The 19,102-nt window shown below is 44.2% G+C and carries 16 protein-coding genes and 1 pseudogene; 13 read left to right on the top strand and 4 right to left on the bottom strand.

From position 1 onward, the window contains the following. A pseudogene (locus IP510_RS13935) lies at positions 1–65 on the bottom strand (transposase); the annotation flags it as partial. Between the two features lie 94 nt (positions 66–159). Here IP510_RS13935 and IP510_RS13190 point away from each other — a divergent pair. From IP510_RS13190 to IP510_RS13220, 7 genes are all read left to right on the top strand, one after another. After that, on the top strand, positions 160–642 hold the full coding sequence (locus IP510_RS13190; RefSeq protein ID WP_320154201.1) for a nitrilase-related carbon-nitrogen hydrolase: 483 nt from the start codon (positions 160–162) through the stop codon (positions 640–642). 268 nt (positions 643–910) lie between these two features. Further along, positions 911–985, top strand: a complete 75-nt coding sequence (gene pqqA / locus IP510_RS13195) for a pyrroloquinoline quinone precursor peptide PqqA (RefSeq protein ID WP_075107140.1) — start codon at positions 911–913, stop codon at positions 983–985. 71 nt (positions 986–1,056) lie between these two features. Beyond that, positions 1,057–1,968 carry a pyrroloquinoline quinone biosynthesis protein PqqB gene (gene pqqB, locus IP510_RS13200; RefSeq protein WP_194365293.1) on the top strand — a complete coding sequence of 304 codons (912 nt, stop codon included), beginning with the start codon at positions 1,057–1,059 and terminating at the stop codon, positions 1,966–1,968. A 42-nt stretch (positions 1,969–2,010) separates the two neighbouring features. After that, on the top strand, positions 2,011–2,769 hold the full coding sequence (gene pqqC, locus IP510_RS13205; RefSeq protein WP_102078380.1) for a pyrroloquinoline-quinone synthase PqqC: 759 nt from the start codon (positions 2,011–2,013) through the stop codon (positions 2,767–2,769). Beyond that, the gene (pqqD, locus tag IP510_RS13210; protein ID WP_057760106.1) at positions 2,766–3,062 is read left to right on the top strand and encodes a pyrroloquinoline quinone biosynthesis peptide chaperone PqqD; all 297 of its coding nucleotides are present in this window, start codon (positions 2,766–2,768) and stop codon (positions 3,060–3,062) included. The genes pqqC and pqqD overlap by 4 nt, the downstream gene beginning before the upstream one ends. Further along, entirely contained in the window at positions 3,059–4,231 is a 1,173-nt protein-coding gene (gene pqqE / locus IP510_RS13215) for a pyrroloquinoline quinone biosynthesis protein PqqE (RefSeq protein WP_194365294.1), read from the top strand. The genes pqqD and pqqE overlap by 4 nt, the downstream gene beginning before the upstream one ends. Further along, positions 4,228–5,277, top strand: a complete 1,050-nt coding sequence (locus IP510_RS13220; protein WP_194365295.1) for a dipeptidase — start codon at positions 4,228–4,230, stop codon at positions 5,275–5,277. Before pqqE ends, IP510_RS13220 begins: the two co-directional genes overlap by 4 nt. A gap of 82 nt (positions 5,278–5,359) precedes the next feature. Here the strand turns inward: IP510_RS13220 and IP510_RS13225 are convergent, their stop codons facing one another. Continuing rightward, positions 5,360–6,274 (bottom strand): LysR family transcriptional regulator, encoded by a 915-nt coding sequence (locus IP510_RS13225; RefSeq protein WP_194365296.1) that lies wholly within the window; start codon positions 6,272–6,274, stop codon positions 5,360–5,362. A gap of 214 nt (positions 6,275–6,488) precedes the next feature. Between IP510_RS13225 and IP510_RS13230 the strand changes: the two genes are divergently transcribed. Together IP510_RS13230 and nfsB are read left to right on the top strand one after the other, a co-directional pair. Next, on the top strand, positions 6,489–7,463 hold the full coding sequence (locus IP510_RS13230; protein ID WP_265087601.1) for a hypothetical protein: 975 nt from the start codon (positions 6,489–6,491) through the stop codon (positions 7,461–7,463). A 268-nt stretch (positions 7,464–7,731) separates the two neighbouring features. After that, positions 7,732–8,388 (top strand): oxygen-insensitive NAD(P)H nitroreductase, encoded by a 657-nt coding sequence (gene nfsB, locus IP510_RS13235; protein WP_194365297.1) that lies wholly within the window; start codon positions 7,732–7,734, stop codon positions 8,386–8,388. Between the two features lie 389 nt (positions 8,389–8,777). Here nfsB and IP510_RS13240 read toward each other — a convergent pair whose 3' ends face one another. Beyond that, positions 8,778–9,548: an IclR family transcriptional regulator gene (locus IP510_RS13240; protein WP_194365298.1), complete on the bottom strand. Its 771-nt coding sequence runs from the start codon at positions 9,546–9,548 to the stop codon at positions 8,778–8,780. A 241-nt stretch (positions 9,549–9,789) separates the two neighbouring features. Between IP510_RS13240 and IP510_RS13245 the strand changes: the two genes are divergently transcribed. From IP510_RS13245 to IP510_RS13260, 4 genes are all read left to right on the top strand, one after another. Beyond that, positions 9,790–10,971: an iron-containing alcohol dehydrogenase gene (locus IP510_RS13245; RefSeq protein ID WP_194365299.1), complete on the top strand. Its 1,182-nt coding sequence runs from the start codon at positions 9,790–9,792 to the stop codon at positions 10,969–10,971. Between the two features lie 68 nt (positions 10,972–11,039). After that, positions 11,040–12,530, top strand: coding sequence for a CoA-acylating methylmalonate-semialdehyde dehydrogenase (locus IP510_RS13250; RefSeq protein ID WP_194365300.1), 1,491 nt, complete (start codon positions 11,040–11,042; stop codon positions 12,528–12,530). A gap of 234 nt (positions 12,531–12,764) precedes the next feature. Then, positions 12,765–15,272: a CoA transferase gene (locus tag IP510_RS13255; protein WP_194365301.1), complete on the top strand. Its 2,508-nt coding sequence runs from the start codon at positions 12,765–12,767 to the stop codon at positions 15,270–15,272. Positions 15,273–15,432: 160 nt separating this feature from the next. Next, the gene (locus tag IP510_RS13260) at positions 15,433–17,079 is read left to right on the top strand and encodes a BCCT family transporter (protein WP_194365302.1); all 1,647 of its coding nucleotides are present in this window, start codon (positions 15,433–15,435) and stop codon (positions 17,077–17,079) included. A gap of 255 nt (positions 17,080–17,334) precedes the next feature. Here the strand turns inward: IP510_RS13260 and dld are convergent, their stop codons facing one another. Further along, positions 17,335–19,086 (bottom strand): D-lactate dehydrogenase, encoded by a 1,752-nt coding sequence (gene dld / locus IP510_RS13265; protein ID WP_194365303.1) that lies wholly within the window; start codon positions 19,084–19,086, stop codon positions 17,335–17,337. Positions 19,087–19,102 lie beyond the last annotated feature (16 nt).

A 19,102-nucleotide genomic window follows, 5' to 3' on the forward strand; every position in this document is an offset into this window, starting at 1 on the left:
GCACCAGCCAATATATTTAGCTGATTGGCGTGTTTGTCTTTGATGCGTAGTTTGAGTGTTTTCATGAGTTAAGTATGGTTGTGTGTTATATCAAAATCAATAGACATTAACCGCTATGCGACAACTGCTGACGCCTGATATCCACGCCCTAGAAGTGACGTGGTTTTACGGCGCTATTTGATAAAAAACGGCGAAATAATTCATAAGCACCGAAAGTCAAAACTTTGGCTTGATGATGTTGGCGTGTTTACCAGCGGAGATGAGTTTTCCGTCGTTGAAATTGATAATGTAATTTGCGGTGCTCAGATTTGTTTTGAGCTAGAGTTTCCAGAAGGTTCTAGAGCACTGGCAAAAAAAGGCGCAAAAATTATTTTTATGCCAAACGGTAACATGTCTCCCTATGCGAATGTCCATTATGTATTGACTCAAGCGCGTGCCATTGAAAACCAATGTTTTGTGATTACCTGCAACGGTGTGGGCGTCGGTCATGGCGGTGAGTTTGTAGGAGAGAGTCTGGTCGTCTCTCCTACAGGAAGCATTATAAAAAAACTTGGTTCGACACAAGAAATAGCAGTAGTGGACATCGATTTAACAGACATAAAACACTCTCAGAAAAACTATCACTATGTAGACTTAGCTTGATTCAACCATAGAGTTTAATGATTAAATTGAGTGGCAAGATGAGAGAATTTATTGTAGTGGCGTGTTGAACATTCACAAATGGGCATTGCTGAAGTTCATCAATACGGTAGTGAACACAGGTATGAATCAATGATTTGCTAGCACCTCATACGTTAGTACCTTGTTAACATCTAAGAAATTGACAGCAGGGGTCAGCTTATACTACCATTGATAATTACTTTCATTCATCTTACTGATGTACCAATAATATTCATTCAGGAGCAATCCCATGCAGTGGACTAAACCAGCTTTTCAAGACATCCGTATTGGTTTCGAAATCACGATGTATTTCGAAGCTCGTTAAAATTTACGAGCACTAAACCCATTAAAAGCCCTAGATGACTAGGGCTTTTATTTTTTTGGAAATATTGATTTATGTATATTCACGTTTTAGGCTCAGCTGCTGGTGGTGGTTTTCCGCAGTGGAATTGCAATTGCGATAACTGCCACGGTGTGCGTCAAGGCACGATTCAGGCAAAAACCCGTACCCAATCCTCAATCGCCATATCAGAAAATGGTATAGATTGGATCTTATTCAATGCGTCCCCTGATATTCGCCAACAGTTATTTGAATTTAAGGCAGCTCAACCAGCACGTAACTTAAGAGACACAGGTATCACAGATGTGGTGTTGATGGACAGTCAACTTGACCATACGACCGGCCTGTTGACCCTACGTGAAGGCTGTCCAATGCCTGTTTGGTGTACGGACATGGTGCATCAAGACCTCAGTACAGGTTTTCCACTGTTTAATATGTTAAAGCACTGGAATGGGGGTCTACAATATAATCAAATCAATCCAAAACAGAGCTTTCAAATTGACGGCTACAGCAATTTAGAGCTGACGCCTCTGGTGATTAGAAGCTCAGCACCGCCCTACTCCCCGCACCGTAATGATCCGCATGATGGCGATAATATTGCCCTAATCGTGAAAGATTTAAAAACACAAAAACAACTCTTTTATGCGCCAGGTTTGGGCAAAATTGATGATGACGTTATGCAGATCATGAAAAGCTCTGATTGCGTAATGATTGACGGTACGCTATGGACTGACAATGAGATGCAAGAGTGCGGTGTCGGTACAAAAACCGGCCAAGACATGGGGCATTTACATATTAGTGGTGAAGATGGCTCGTTGCATTATCTAGATCAGCTCGATAACGCTCGTAAGGTGCTGATCCATATCAATAACACCAATCCGATATTGAATGAACAATCTGAACAGGCTGCGACATTAAAACAACATGATGTTGAAGTAGCATTTGATGGGATGCAGATTGAGCTTTAATACAAATGGTAAGGCAAAGATAGCAATCGTAAGGTGAGAACAATGCAAGAAGAAAACACAGCGCTAAGCCCAGAAGCATTTGAACAAGCGATTATGGCTAAGGGTCAGTATTATCATATTTACCATCCCTTTCATATCATGATGCATGAAGGCAAAGCGACCCAGCAGCAGATCCAAGCGTGGGTTGCCAACCGTTTTTATTATCAGATCAACATTCCATTGAAAGACGCAGCCATTATGGCAAACTGTCCTGATCAACGCGTGCGTCAAGAATGGATTCAACGCATGATTGATCAAGATGGTGTGTATCCTGACGGCGGCGGTCGTGAAGCATGGTTGGGTCTGGCAGAGGCAGTTGGTTTGACTCGTGAGCAAGTGATTTCTGAAGAGCTAGTGCTACCGGGTGTGCGTTTTGCCGTCGATGCTTATGTGAATTTTGCGCGGCGTACCTCATGGCGAGAAGCCGCTAGTAGCTCACTGACTGAGCTATTTGCTCCGCAGATTCACCAGTCGCGTTTAGAGTCTTGGCCCAAGCATTATCCTTGGATAAAAGAACAAGGCTATACCTATTTCCGCTCACGCTTGAGTCAAGCTCGCCGCGATGTTGAACATGGTCTGACCATCACACTTGACTCGTTCAAAACAGCCGAGCAACAAGAGCGTATGCTTGAGATCCTACAGTTTAAGCTCGATATCTTATGGACGATTCTGGATGCATTGAGCTTGGCTTATGTGCATAATCAAGCCCCTTATCAAAGCGTTACCACTGACAATGTCTGGCATAAAGGATTGTTCAAATGAGTATACCTGCTAGTTTACCTGAGTTGGATCAATCCATCGTACCGGTATGGCGTCATGGCTATCGCTTTCAGTTTGAACCAGCGCAAAACGCCTATGTCTTACTCTACCCTGAAGGTATGATTAAGCTCAATGACAGTGCCAGCATCATTGGGCAACATATTGATGGTCAAGCGTCCATTGCTGATATTATTCAAAAGGTGCAAGCTATGTTTGGCGATATTCCCGAAATCGAGCAAGACATCATTGAATATATGCTGGTCGCCCAGCGTGAACATTGGATTGATTTAGTATGACTGCATCAGTCGGGCTACCGCTATGGCTGCTTGCTGAGCTGACCTATCGCTGCCCCTTACAATGCCCTTATTGCTCAAACCCTATTGACTATGCTCAGTATAAAGAAGAGCTAACGACGCAAGAATGGTTTGATGTCTTTGATCAGGCGCGGCAAATGGGTGCGGTGCAGCTTGGCTTTTCTGGCGGTGAACCCCTGGTTCGTCAAGACCTAGAAGAACTGGTCGCTTATGCGCACAATCAAGGCTTTTATACCAACTTGATCACGTCAGGTATGGGGCTTACTGAGGCTAGGATTGCACGTTTAAAAGAAGCTGGCCTTCAGCATATTCAAATTAGCTTTCAAGCCAGTGATCCAACGGTCAACAATGCCTTGGCAGGTTCAAAGCATGCCTTTGAACAAAAGTATGAGATGTCACGTCTGGTCAAACAGTACGATTACCCGATGGTACTTAACTTTGTGATTCATCGGCAAAACATCGATCAGATTGACCAGATTATTGATCTCTGCTTAGAGCTGGAAGCCGATACGGTCGAGCTGGCTATTTGTCAGTTTTATGGTTGGGCATTTGAAAACATAGAGGGTTTACTACCAACCAAAGCGCAAGTGGTCCGAGCTGAACGCATTACCAATGAATACCGTAAGCAGATTGAAGAACGTGGTATCAAATGCAAACTTATTTTTGTGGTGCCTGATTATTATGAAGAACGTCCAAAGCCCTGTATGGATGGCTGGGGCAAGATTTTCTTAACAGTGGCACCAGACGGTACAGCCCTACCTTGCCATGCTGCCAGACAAATGCCAATACAGTTTCCTAATGTACGACATATACCACTGTCAGATATTTGGTATGAATCTGCCAGTTTCAATCAGTTTCGCGGTGATGACTGGATGCCCGACATCTGTCAAAGCTGCCCAGATAAAGAGCGCGATTATGGCGGCTGTCGTTGCCAAGCATTTATGCTAACTGGGGATGCCAAAAATGCTGATCCTGTGTGTGGCAAATCGCCTTATCACTACCTGATTGAGGAGGCACGTATCAACAGCGAGACGCCTGTACCTTTTGAAGAACTACGCTTTCGCAATCCAAAGAATTCTAAATCACTGAGTAACAAACAGCTGAATAAAGACAAATTGATTCCTACTCGTATGGTAACAGGTGAAATATGAATACCCAGCCTGTGATATTTGATGGACATAATGATCTGTTGACTCGCCTTTGGCTAAGTTCAGCTGCCGATCCGGTACATGACTTTAGTTATGGCACGTTACCGGGACATTTGGATTTACAACGCTGTCGACAAGCGAACTGGATGGGAGGCTTGTTTTCTATTTTCCTGCCGCCCTACGCTTATGTGAAAAACAACCATCCTGACAAACTAGCCGACCCATCACATTCAGATTTTACTCCGCAAGAAATCGTCGATATCTGCTGTGCGCAATTGAAACTAGCCCAGCAACTAGAGGCAAGATCTGACGGTCAGATTCAGATTTGCACCTCGTTAGAACAAATTCAAGCCTGTCAGCAGAATAAGCAACTGGGCATTGTATTACATTTAGAAGGTGCTGAGTTTTTGGCTATTGAGCCTGAACTGCTGGATGTGTTTTATGAGGCAGGACTCAGAAGCATTGGCCCACTATGGAATAGAAAGAGCCTCTTCGGTGATGGCTTAAATGCGTCTTTTCCGCATTCTCCAGATACGGGAGCTGGGCTCACGACTCAAGGCAAAGACCTCATTCTTAAGTGCAGTGAAAAGCATATGCTGATAGATGTGTCGCATATGAATGAACGCGCTTTTTGGGATACGTTAGAAATTGCCTGCCAGCCTATTGTTGCGACACATTCAAACGCACATACTCTCTGTCAGCAAGCACGGAACTTAACTGATCAGCAGCTGGCTGCTATTAAACAAAGTGATGGTTTGGTTGGGGTGAATTTCGATGTGGCGTTTCTTCGTGCAGATGGGCAACGTAATACGCAAACATCAATTGATGTGATTGTCGACCATCTTGATTATCTGATCGACCATCTAGGCGAAGATCACGTTGGGTTTGGCTCTGATTTCGATGGTTGCCTACTACCTGATGAGTTATCTGATATCAGTCAAATCTCTATGCTGATTGAGCGGATGCAACAACGTAACTTCTCAAATCAACTTATTGGAAAGCTAACGTCAAAAAACTGGTTTACGGTACTTGATAAGGTATGGCAATAATTACAATATCCATCAAGCAATCACCGTATAGGGACTGCTGTTTTGCTCATATGATTAAACAGGGTAACCATCAGTTTTCGTTTTACCTTAATACCTGCTCTACCCGTTCAATCAAGTATTCTTTGACCGCATTAAACAATGGATCGATTAAGCGCCGTTCTGGGCAAATCAAATATAGTGGATAGTTGGCCACTTGCCAGCCGTCCAACTCTACCTCAACCAGTCTCCCTACCTTTAAATCGCCGGCGATATCTAACTGAGACTTTAATGCGATGCCTTTACCCGTCACTGCCCAGCGGCGTACAACGTCACCGTCTTTACTTCTGCGATTGCCATCCACTGCCACACGTTTAGTCTTTCCCGCTTTCTCAAAAGTCCACTCGCTCAAATATTTTTCATCATGCCCCAAACGTAAGCAATTATGCTGCGATAAATCTTCCGGCATTTTTGGGATACCGATATCCTTATCAATTTTGCTCAAATACTCCTTTGACGCACACAGTATAGGGCGATTATTCAACACTATGGGTAATGCGACCAGTGATGAATCTTTGGGTGCGCCGTAACGTAGTGCCAAATCAATCTGCTGACCGTACAAGTCCACATAGCTGTCTGACATATGTAGCTGCACCGTCACTTTTGGGTGAATGTCTATAAAATCGTCTAACCAAGGCAAAATTAAGTTTCGACCCAAATCTGATGATGCCGACAGCCGAATTGTACCCGTCAGCTCAGCATCATTGTCATGCAGTCCTGCATAAGCATTGTCCAAAATAGCCACCGCATCTCGGCAATGCTTTAAATATTGTTCACCCTTGCTAGTTAGACGCAGCCTACGAGTAGAGCGAACAAACAATACCGTCTCAATTTCGGCTTCTAATCGCTTGACCGCTGCACTCACAACTGCAGGCGACAGATCTAAGTGCCGAGCACAGGCAGATAGGCTACCTAAGCGAGCGGTCTCAATAAAAATACGTAAATCCTGCAAATTTTTCATCGTCCTGCCTTCGTTCAATTAACGTTTAACTTATCAATCGCCATCGCTTGCTGTTGTTGTTGTTGTTGTTGTTGTTGTTGTTGTTGTTGTTACTGCTAGCCTCATCATTATATAAATTTTTTTGAAACTGTTTCTCCAAACTTGCTGATTATCAAAATAATTAATCATAGTAGCATGCGCCTATAAGGTTTACTCACACATTTGGAGATACATGATGGATACTATAATACGGCCTACGAGCACACAGGATACTCAACACCATAGCCACCATGATGGAGATAATCAACAGAGTGCACTACAACAAGCACGCAACTTACCACTACCTTCAAAATCAGACATGCTTAGACGTGCACCATCGGTAGAGCATTTTTGGCATCAAAACAGCCAGCTACTAGAGCATGCATGGGCAGAATGGGAAACCACTGAGCATGACTTGCCTGTACTTGATGATTCATTATTTGATCCAACTCTACGTGAGGCAGTGACGCAAGCATGGCACGCTCCTTCTACAGAGATGGCTGTTAAAAATTTATGGCAAGAGATACTACCTGACGTATATCAGGGGCAACTCTTTGACCCAGCACAACTATCAACGTTGCGCCGTTATTTGCAAGCAATCGCAGACGCTAATATTCCAATACGTCCTCCTTATGGTATCGCATTGAACAGTAATGGGGCCATGCTAGATGCGCGCTCGCTAGGCTATCTGGCCACCCCTAATTTTCAGGCGTTTTATCATAAAGTCATGAATCAATATATGCGGCCTATCGCTCGGTTGTTATTTGCCAATGTTTATGGCTATGACACTCAGACCTTTGGGTTCTCGATTCAATACCAGCCGACAGGCGACACATCGCTACAACTTCATACTGATGCTTCAGCGGTGACTATGAATATTAACCTAAATTTGCCAGGCGAAGACTTTACTGGATCAGAAGTTGATTTTGTCGATCGCCATTTAGGGCAAACCAAACGTGCCATCTTTAAACCTGGCATGGCGATTATTCATAGAGGCTCAGTGCCTCACGCCGCACATCCAATCACCAGTGGCAAACGTACCAATATGGTGCTTTGGCTGTATGGCGATAATATGCAAGTACCACGAGGAGTTGGGCTTAATAGTCATATTGATGCCAATCAACGTTGGACTGCTACGCACAGTCAGCCTGATAATTTCGCCCCCTTTTAAGATCAGTTTATGCGTTTAATGGATTTATCAATTGATAAATAACCTTTAGATAGATCAAAAACGCCATATTCTCAAAATAATATTGAAAGTGTTTTCTCTTGTAGCTAGTGGTTCTAATGTATGAACTTTACTATTATGAGCCATCGCTAGGACGGGCTAATCAGTTAACTTAACGATGAACGATAAGGGTTGAGTAGCAACGTTTGTTAAATCCGTTTGTATTACCAGCTGACTAAAAAACTGAAACTTACTTTACTTAAGGACAATCATGAAAACCATTAATGAAGCACTAAACTGGCGTTACAGCACCAAAGTATTTGATGCCAATAAAAAGATATCTGCTGAAGATTTTGAGCAGATCAAAGACATGCTACAAATGAGTCCATCAAGCACCAATATTCAACCATGGAGCTTTGTCATTGCAGATGATGACGCAGGCAAAGCGCGCATTGCCAAAAGCACGCAAGGTGCCTTTCATTTTAATACACCTAAAGTCCTAGATGCCTCACACGTGGTGGTTTTCTGTACTCGCATCCATGCCGACGATGAATACATGCAGGCGGTGTTAGAAAAAGAAGATCAAGATGGTCGATATGCTCAGCCAGAATTCAAAGCACAGATGCATCAAGGTCGCCAATTGTTCTTAGATATGCATCGCTTCGATACCAAAGATGAGCCACATTGGCTTGCCAAACAGGTATATCTCAACATGGGCGGGGTACTATTGGGCAGTGCGCTTTTGGGTATTGACACCGTCCCTATGGAAGGGGTTGATTTACAGGCGCTTGATACGGAGTTCGACTTACGTAGCAAAGGATATTCTGCTGTGGCAGTGGTATCGTTTGGCTACCGCAGCGATGAAGACTTTAATGCCAAAATACCTAAATCACGCTTGAGTGAAGAGACTATTTTTATTAAGGCTTAGTCATTGGCAAAAGTAAGCGTAAACTTTATAAGCCAATACGTTTTTCATCGCATTGACTACCTATAAACCAAGTACTATCAAACGGCTAATAAGTATAATTTTAGAATGAATTGATATAGTCGGTTCAATATAATTTGGATACAAGGAAGCCGAGTGAAAGTACTACAAGTAGTAGACTGAACGAGACTGACACCGTACCCAATTTATAGAGGATTGACTATAGTAGCGGCAAAAAAGTTGTTAGCATTATATTATATAGTCCTAGCAACCTTTTTTAATTCTATACTTTTATTAGCTAATGTTATCAGTTCTAGCGCCAATTTAGTGCTAACTGGTACTTATAGTAGACCGCTACCGATAGCTCATTACTCTATTTTGCTCACACTCATCTATTCATGGTTTTGATTGAAAATAACAGACAGCTCATTTGCCGCCTCTTGCATAAGAGGCACATAGCTGAGCAGCTCCTCTAGACTTTTTCTCACGGTCGGCCCATGGGTAAACACCGTCGCAAATGCCTGTTGATCCCCATTAGGAATCATGACCGCACACGCGACCATGCCTGGAATAAACTCCTCATTATCCACGCCTACTCCCGTCTCACGTGTTGCAGTAATCGTTTGCATCAGTTGCTTTTTATCGGTCTGAGTTTTGGTCGTTAATGCGTGTAACGACATTTTCTCAACGATGCGTGTACGTTTCTCATCCGATAGCTGCGATAACAATAATTTACCACTGGCACTGGCCCAAACAGGCACATGCGTGCCCGAAGGCAGAAATATTTGTAATGGCCAATCCGACATAACGCGATCGATATAAACCACATCTAAGTCTTGTAAAATCGAAATACCCACCGTCTCCCCTATTTGCGTTGACAGCTCGTTCAGTATCGCTAGCCTTTCATTTTTAAAGTCACTGTTTTGCAATAAGTTCATGGCAAGCTTATAGGTGCGTTTTCCACAGGTTACCTTCCCTGGCAAATCTAACTGCACAAACCCCAGACCCTGCAATTGATCCAGTAGCCGATACATACTCGGCACTGGCACATCTAATGTTTCTGCTAAATCGCTGACACTCATTGGTCTTTGCGAGCTGGCCAGCACCTCTACTATCTGTAAGACACGCTCAACGCTTGAGCCCTTCTTTTTAGTATTACTCATTGTTTGGTTTAAACCTCTGGCTGACTCGCAGCAAATAAATTTATTTATTATAACGATAAAATTTACGCTTTTGCGTCTTGCTATTACAAAAACATTCTGTTACCTTTCACATATCGATAATATATTTATCGTTATGTGAATTTTATATCTAAGCGCTATCCACTTCTGTGAATAGTTCGTGCGACGATTGAGCTGCCTACTACGCTCATATCTGAAGTCATTAATTCAAGGATGAGTCACTATGTCACACAGTATCCTGCTCCCAAGAACGATGGAAATCGGACGCGATGCCTGCCAAAAGCTGCCAGTAATATTGGCCAGCTTAGGGGTGAAAAAACCCCTTATTATCACTGACGAGATGATGGTTAAACTCGGCTATGTCGATAACATACAAGCCATTTTGAAAGCAGCACAAATCAATGCCGATGTGTTTTCAGAGACGGTGCCAGAGCCTACTGAAAGCTCTATTGAGGCTGGCGTGTTTCAAGTAAAAGCGCAAGATTACGATGGTCTGATTGCCTTAGGTGGCGGAAGCCCTATCGATAGTGCAAAGGCCATTGCTATTCTAGGAAAATTTGGCGGCGTGATTCGTGATTATAAGTTTCCTCGTCAAGTTGATGAAGCCGGTTTGCCTATTATTGCCATACCGACGACGGCAGGCACAGGATCAGAAGTGACACGCTTTACCATCATTACCGATGAGGCTAATAACGAAAAGCTGTTGTGCGTGGGTATGGGATTTATGCCCGTCGCAGCCATTATCGACTATAGCCTCACGCTCAGCGTACCGCCTCGTACTACCGCAGATACGGGTATCGATGCGATGACCCATGCTATCGAAGCGTATATCAGCCCTAAACGTAATGCCTATAGCGACCAACAGGCGCTCGCCGCCTTACGCTTAATTGGACCCAATATCCAAACCGCTTATCACGACGGCAAAGATGAAACCGCCCGTGAAGCAATGATGCTGGGCTCTACCTTAGCAGGTATTGCGTTCTGTAATTCTTCGGTTGCGCTGGTACATGGCATGAGTCGTCCAATCGGTGCCTTTTTTCATGTGCCGCATGGCCTATCAAACGCGATGCTATTGCCAACTATTACAGAGTTCGGCATCTCTAGTGCGCCTGACCGTTATGCAGACTGCGCGCGTGCCTTAGGAATAGCGGACCACAGCGAGACAGATGATCAGGCCAACGTCAGTTTGGTCAAGTATCTAAAAAGCTTAAATGATGAGCTTCACGTGCCCACATTGGCACAGTTCGGTGTGCAAAAAGCAGATTTTGATGCACTAATAAACACAATGTGCGAACAAGCATTTGCATCAGGTTCACCCAATAACAACCCTCGAATACCTACGCTAGAAGAGATGGTTCAACTCTATACCTTGCTATGGGCTGACAACACTGTTGCTGAGAGTTAAGTCAGTTAAAAAATCCCTCATTTACTATTAACCTATTAATTATTCACATGTTTAAAGGAATTAAACCTATGCAAACAATCGGACATTTTATTAATGGCAGCCTGTCAAATAATGACAGCCAAACTCAAGATGTTTACAACCCATCAACCGGTGAAGTCAGCAAGCAAGTCGCTTTGGGTGGTGAAAAAACAATCGGCGAAGCAGTCGCTGCGGCTAAAGCGGCTTTTCCAGCATGGAGCAAAACCTCGCCACTAAAACGCGCGCGCGTCATGTTCAAATTCAAAGAATTGTTAGAGCAAAATGCAGATGAAATTTGCAGACTGGTTGGCGAAGAGCACGGAAAAATCGTACATGATGCGGCAGGCGAGCTACAGCGCGGTATTGAAAACGTCGAATATGCATGCGGCGCACCTGAGCTGCTCAAAGGCGAGCACAGCCGCAATGTGAGTACTGATATAGACTCTTGGAGTGAGTTTCATCCACTAGGCGTGGTTGCAGGTATCACACCGTTTAACTTCCCTGTGATGGTGCCACTGTGGATGTTCCCGATGGCCATCGTGTGCGGTAATACCTTTGTACTAAAACCGTCTGAGCGTGACCCAAGTTCCACACTTTTCATCGCACAGCTTTTACAGCAAGCGGGCCTACCAGATGGTGTCATCAACGTCGTAAATGGTGGCAAAGAAGCCGTTGATGCTATTTTGCATCACCCAGATGTTAAAGCCGTTAGCTTTGTCGGCTCGACCCCTATCGCTGAATACATCTATACCACAGCCGCTGCACAAGGTAAACGTTGCCAAGCATTAGGCGGTGCAAAAAACCACGCGATTGTCATGCCAGATGCGGACCTAGACAACGTCGTAACCTCACTATTGGGTGCTGCTTTTGGTTCATCAGGCGAGCGTTGTATGGCGCTATCTGTTGCTGTTGCCGTCGGTGATGAAACGGCTGACAAGATGATTGCGGCTCTACAGCCTGCTATTAAAGAGCTAAAACTGGGGCTTCATTCAGATAAAAGCAACGACTTTGGCCCTGTCATTACAGCGGCACACAAATCTAAGATTTTAGATTACATCAAAAGTGCTGCCGAGCAAGGTGCAGAGCTCATCATCGATGGCTCTGATGCTGCACCAGAAGGCAATGAAAATGGATTTTTCGTAGGTCCTACTCTGATTGATCATGTCACAAAAGAGATGCACAGCTACGAGGCAGAAATTTTCGGTCCCGTGTTACAGGTGATGCGTGTACAGACCATGGCCGAGGCAGTGCAACTCATAAACGATCACGAATATGGTAACGGCACCTGTATTTATACGAGAGATGGAGAAGCGGCGCGTTACTTTATTGACAACATTCAAGTCGGTATGGTTGGTGTCAATATTCCACTACCCGTACCTGTCGCGTCTCAAAGCTTTGGTGGCTGGAAGCGTTCATTATTTGGTGACTTGGCCATGTACGGACCAGACGGCGTAAGATTCTTCACTCGTCGTAAGACCATTACGCAGCGCTGGCCTAGTGCGGCATTGAGAGAAGAAAAACAGTTCTCTATGCCAACTTAATAGCACCGCCTTGTCAAGGCGCTAGCCTTTAAGAACACTACAGTATAAAGGCGCTACATTATAAAGCCCTTACCTTTTAAGCGCACTGCATAATCAGTGCGCTTAAAAGCAGTCATTTGTATTCAAAAAATGCTGCTTGCTTCTGACTCTCTCCATTAGTGGACGACCGGCAAGTGCTCTGACTGAATTCTAATTTTTCATAGTCGTACCATAAAATTCTAAGGATAGATAACTATGCGAGAAGCTTTTGAATTGCCATTACTGGGTGTCAAAGTCATCGATTTTGGTCAATATATTGCCGGTCCCGCTGTCGGTATGATGCTTGGCGACTTAGGCGCAACCGTGGTTCATATAGACCCACCATCAGGCCCAAGGTGGCACAGTCCAGCCAATGCGGTATTGAATCGCAATAAATTGATGTTAACACTCGATCTTAAGACGGATGAAGGCTTGGCGCAAGCTAGGCAATTAATTTTAGAAAGTGACATCGTTATCGAAGGCTTTCGCCCTGGAAAAATGGCAGAAATGGGATTAGATCTGGTCGCGCTACGAAAAGAGCGGCCACAGCTGATCACGCTGTCAATCCCTGGATTTGCATCGAATGACGAAAATCGCCGTGAGTTACGTGCCTATGAAAGCATTGTAGCAGCGAGCTCGGGCGTGTTTACTGACATGGGTTTAAACCGTGTGCTCATGGGCATTAACCCATCGTTCTCACCCCTACCACTACCCTCTGCTTATGGCGCCATGCTGGCAGGTTCTTCCGTTGTTTTTGCACTACAAGCACGTGAAAACACAGGACTTGGCGATGCTATCGAAGTTCCACTTGCTGCGGCTGTGATGGAAGGCCTTTGTTACAACTCAATAGATATCGAAAACCTACCTGAACGCTATTTGACCCAACGCGAAGTTGAGATTCAACGTCGCCGCGTTGAAGGTATTCCCATGAATATGGACTACGAAGCGTTGCAAGAACTGCTAGATCCTTTTTACCGCAGTTACATGTGTAAAGATGGCCGTATGTTTTACGTGGTATGCCCTAGCCATAAACATCACGCCAAGCGTTGTTTGCAAGTACTCGGGTTATACGACGAATTACTTGAGGAAGGATTGACTGAGGAGGAAGACACTTATTTGCCTTCTAGTCAGTGGACATCTGATACATCGCTTGGGGTTTATCCCATGCCAAAACATTGGGCAGATCGTATTGCCGAAAAAATGAAAGTGGCGTTTTTATTACGTACGTCAAAAGAGTGGCAGAAGATTTTTGGGAAACGCGGCATACCTGGTGCACCGCAGCGTTGGCTACAAGAGTGGATCCATGATGATCATGCAGAAACAACAGGACTCATGATTGAAGTTGATGACCCCACTTATGGCAAGATGATTCAGCCAGGACCAATTGTGTGGTTAGAAGAATGTGGCGAGTTGATGTTACAACCGAAAGCACCGCAGCCTATCGACTTTGAGGGTGCATTGAAAAAATTAAAGGCAATCAAAACCAAGTTGCCTTCAATCAATAATGTCGATGAAAAAAGCGGTTGGTTAGACGGTATTAAAGTACTTGATCTTTGCAACGTCATTGCAGGCCCGCATTCGGCCTGTTATTTGGCGCGTTTTGGTGCAGAAGTTATTAAGCTTGATTCTGCTTCTCCATTATACGACAGCTGGAATACTGTCATTTATGGTATGTCTCAAATGGTCGGCAAACGCTCCATACTTGCTGATATTAGCAAAGGCACAGGACGAGAAGTGTTCGAGAAGTTGGTTCGTTCCGTTGACGTTATTGTTTGGAATGCAACAGACACACAAATCAAAAAAATGGGCTTGGATACTGAAGGCTTAAAAGCCTTAAATCCTGACGCTATATTCTGTAAGCTTGATTGTTTTAGTGGTGTCCGTAAGGGTCCGAGTAGTGACTTCATAGGCTATGACGATGTGGTACAAGCATCTACCGGCATCATGTTGCGTTGCGGCGGTGCGATGGACACCCCTGAAGAACATGCACACGTTGGTACTATTGATGTCATGTGCGGCTTTGGCGGTGCCATGAGTATTGGTGTGGCGCTCTATCAAAAATATCGTACAGGCCGTATTGGACGTGGCCGTACCTCATTGGTTGCCAATAGTGCCTTGCTACAGATCCCTTACTGTTATGACTTTGAAAAACGTGGGTTATTCAATGAGCCCTCAGGTCGTGAGACCAATGGCCATGATGAGTTGACGCGCTTTTACTATACCTCTTCAGGGAACTACTTGTTATTAAACGCATATGAAGTCGATGTAAAAAACTTCGAAAACGTCGAGGGCTTAGAAGGTTTCAGTGAGCTAAACAAAAGTGAACGTGCAGCATTCTTATCTAATACCTTTCAAAAAGCGCCTGCTCATGACTGGGTTGAACGTCTGCAAGCTGCCGATATTGCGGCTGTCGTCTGTGCCGATATCAATGCATTACGTGCTGAATACAGCCGCACAGCAGATGGCACACCAGGTACTGACAATGGTAGTTATTCGTTTTCAATTTATGAAGATCATCCAAGTGGCCATATAGTGACGCAGCTAGATCCCTATGCTATTCGTCCATCGAACAGCATCGTGTACGCACTGCCTCGACCTGAAAAATTTGGACAATCCACCCGTCAGATCATGCTAGAACTTGGCTATAGCGAGACAGACATTGATGCCAGTATTGCCAGTGGTGATTTGAGTGATAGTTGGAGTCAAGAGTTTTTACCAAGTTAAATGAGGCAGTGTCATCAGTTGGAGTACCCTGCTAACCATGATGCAAGTTGGTTGGTATCTGGCTGATGACACACCCTAAATGATAGGAATTAAGCTGCTCAAAGGACAGTGCAGCTTGATGCTCATTTAAACAAGAAAAAAACCATCTAAAGGATTAGATATGAAAAACAGCAGCAGAAAACCTTTAACCAAATTGCCGATTAAAGTAGCCACAAAAGGCTTTTATGAAGGGTTTAATAAAGACGTTACGATTACCGCTAAAATCTTACTGGGTCTGCTCATTGTTTGGGCTGTCATCTTTCCTGATAATTCAACGACTATCTTAGGGTCGCTCAATACCTTCTTACTCAATCACTTTTCGACATGGTATATCTTATGTGTCGCCTTTTTCTTAATTTTAGCGTTGATTCTGGCCGTTGTGCCGCGCTATGGGAGATTGATTTTAGGGGACACAGGGGATAAACCTGAGTTCTCCAACTTTTCATGGTTTTCGATGATTTTCGGCGCAGGTATCGGTGTTGGTATGTTGACTTTTGCGACCGCAGAGCCGATGTATCACTTTGCCAATAACCCTGAAGTCATCCAAGGTTTGGCAACAGCCTCTGGTGCCGACAATGTACGCTATGCCTATAAATGGGCCTTTCTACATTGGGGATTCAGCGCATGGATTTGTTATTCCTTAGTCGGATTATCGATGGCCTATTTTTCGTTTCGACGTAAACTACCGCTAACTATTCGCTCGGGTCTTGCGCCATTATTCGGCCAAAAACTATCAGGTAAGCTCGGTAATACCATTGACATCGTTGCCGTTATTGCAACTATCTTGGGCGTGGCCCAAACATTAGGGTTTGGGGTTGAGCAATTCGTTTCTAGTATGTACCGCGTTGGTTTGGGCGAATGGTTGATGAATGCCGATGGCACATCGTCAACGGCAGCCATTATCGTTGCACTGGTCGTTATCGTTGGTATAGCAACCCTATCTGCGCTTTCTGGGCTAGGTAAAGGGGTGAAATGGCTCTCTAACATCAACATGGGATTGAGTCTTGTTCTGTTTGCCTTTTTCTTAATATTCGGTTCGACCTTCTTTGGTTTACAATCTTTCTTCTTAGGTGTGTTTGACTATGTCGTCGCACTTCCTGAGCTGCTATTTACGGTTTGGCAACCAGATGGTACGGTAGTCGGTGACACTCTTGCCACATGGCAAAAAGACTGGTCTGTGTTTTATTGGGCATGGTGGATTGCTTTTGGTCCTTTTGTTGGTGTTTTCTTTGCTCGCATTTCACGTGGCCGTAGTATCCGTGCTTATCTATTCGGCACCGTCATCCTACCTGCTCTGATGTGTTTTATTTGGTTTTCAATGGTGGGCGGAACCGCGATTGACTTAACACTAGGTGGCACTGATGCCATCTCAAGCGTTGGCCAAGAATCTCAACTGCTTGCCATGCTTGATGTGATGTTGTCCCCAAGTTTTGCTTGGGTAATGGCAATTTTAGTTCTAGTCTTACTATTGACCTACTTAGTCACGACGTTAGATTCGGCAATTTTAGTTATCAATACCATCAATTCAGGTGGTAACGAGGGTCCAAAAGGCCGCCCACATATTATCTTTTGGGGCGTAATACTAGCATTGGTTGTTGGCGTACTGCTGATAAGCGGAGGACTGGGGGCGATTAAAACGGCGATGGTTATTGGTGCCCTGCCCTTTAGTTTTGTGATGGTACTCATGGGAATATCGCTGGTCAAAGCCATTCTTTATGATACCAGTCCGGCTAGGCTAGAGACGGTAAAACCGGTCGACGAACCCTAACATAGATATACATACTTAGGAACATGCTAATTACACGCACCAAGAAGATACAGCAAGCGCAACGCTAAATGACAGAGTGCTCGATTAGCGTCCGCTAAAAGCCAATTGAGCACGCTTGGTGTGTTGTAAGATTTATATTCAATCGTTTGTATTCCAATATCAAATACCTGTCTAAAGCTACAGCCTTTAGGCAGGTATTCTCCGATCAAGCCCTTAGGGCATGTCATCAATTAGCACATGAATACATTTAGTGGCCTATAAACAACACGAGCAATTACGTTTGGTTTTCGACATCTTTCCAATACCTGGATTAAAGGTGTTGGTTGGGTCTAGACTTTTATAGAAGTTTTGCAGATCAGGTTCTGCTTCGTATAGATGCCCGACATTATGCTCAGCAGGATATTTGGCCCCACGGGCGCTCAGCAACTCTAACATCATCTTTTTGACAAGGTGTGCATCACTGCCCTTCTTCAAAATATAATCTTGATGAAACACATAACAAAAGAAGTGTCCGTAATAGAGTTTCTTTTCCAAATGTTGTTCAATTTCTTCAGGTAGGGTTTCAAGCCATTCTAATTCATTACGTGGTATGGCAATATCTAATGCCAATATATCTCCGACTTCTTTTTCATGCATGACTTCATAGCGTAATGCGGCACCAGCTGCGGCGAAACGATTTAAAAGCGCGCTTTCTGACTCTTCCTGGCTACATTCAAAATAGTTACCTGTGTCTGAAGCATCAAAAAACGTCTTCAAAAAATCCTGAGCCTCGGCTATACCTTCATCACTCATTTTTATGATGAGGTGATGCTCGTACTGATTACGGTACTCCATCATGCGCTTGGGTAAATGCTGTGGAAATATATTGGCGATGAACTGCATAACCTTGTCAGTGAAATATTTTGGTATCCATGACCATTTATGGAACTTTGCGTCCATAGCACCCTTGATAGAAAACAATCTAGGTAAGGCATTTGTCCCAAGATGCTTAATACTCAGGAACGTGTCCTTGCCATACTTAGCAGATACATCAAATATATCACGATGCATATATTCACCAACTTCAGGAATATTTTCGAAGTTTGATAGTATCTGCCTTCTGAGCTGTGCAAGCTCACTCACACTGTTGGTGCCTATATAAAAAGTTTTCTCTTTTGCCGCTATTGGATAAGTGTCAAGACGTACTGCAAACACAGCAAGCTTGCCAGCGCAGCCACTGGCTTCATACAGTCTTCGCTTATCCGCATTAAAGCGGCTTGGCGTGCTTGCATCAACATCTTTTACTCTAGCGATGTACTCTTTGTCAGATGCGAGCTTGCCAGTGTTAGGTAATTCTCTTTTAGCAAAATTACCTGTTTGTAAGTTAGTGAGTATTTCTTCTGGAGTGTCGCCCAATTCTACGTCTAGATGATTAACCAATACTAGCTGACCGTGTTGGTTTATTTGGGCAAACAGTGCAAGCTCGGTATAGGCAGGGCCTCTTTTAACCAGCGCACCGCCGGAGTTGTTAGAAATACCACCAATAATAGATGCACCCAATGTCGAGGACCCGATGACGGAGTGAGGCGCCCTATTTACGGTATTAAGCTGACTTTGCAACTGGTGTAATGTTGCCCCAGGCAAGCTAATCACTTGCTCGTTGTCATTCACCAAATACAACTGGTTCATGGCAAGCGTGTTAATCACAACAACTGGTCTATCGTAGTCATTACCGCTCGGGGTTGAGCCTTCAGTCAGTCCTGTTTTTGCTGCTTGCATGATGATAATGCAGTCGCCTTCCACACACACTTCTAAGCTGCGCCAAATCTCCAGCAGAGTTTGCGGAAACAAAACAGCCAAAGCATTGCCGCCACCAGAGCGCCACCCCATTCTATAGTGTTCGTTTTTCTCTGGATCAGCCTGTACATTACTAGCTCCCAGTAAATGCGTTAGCTTGTCTAACACTAGATCAGGAGGGAGTGTGTCCGAATACGTTATATTTGATGAGAAAAGGTTTGATGAAGCCATATGACGCTCCTTAACT

Source organism: Psychrobacter sp. NG254, from assembly GCF_015277735.1.
Taxonomy (GTDB): domain Bacteria; phylum Pseudomonadota; class Gammaproteobacteria; order Pseudomonadales; family Moraxellaceae; genus Psychrobacter.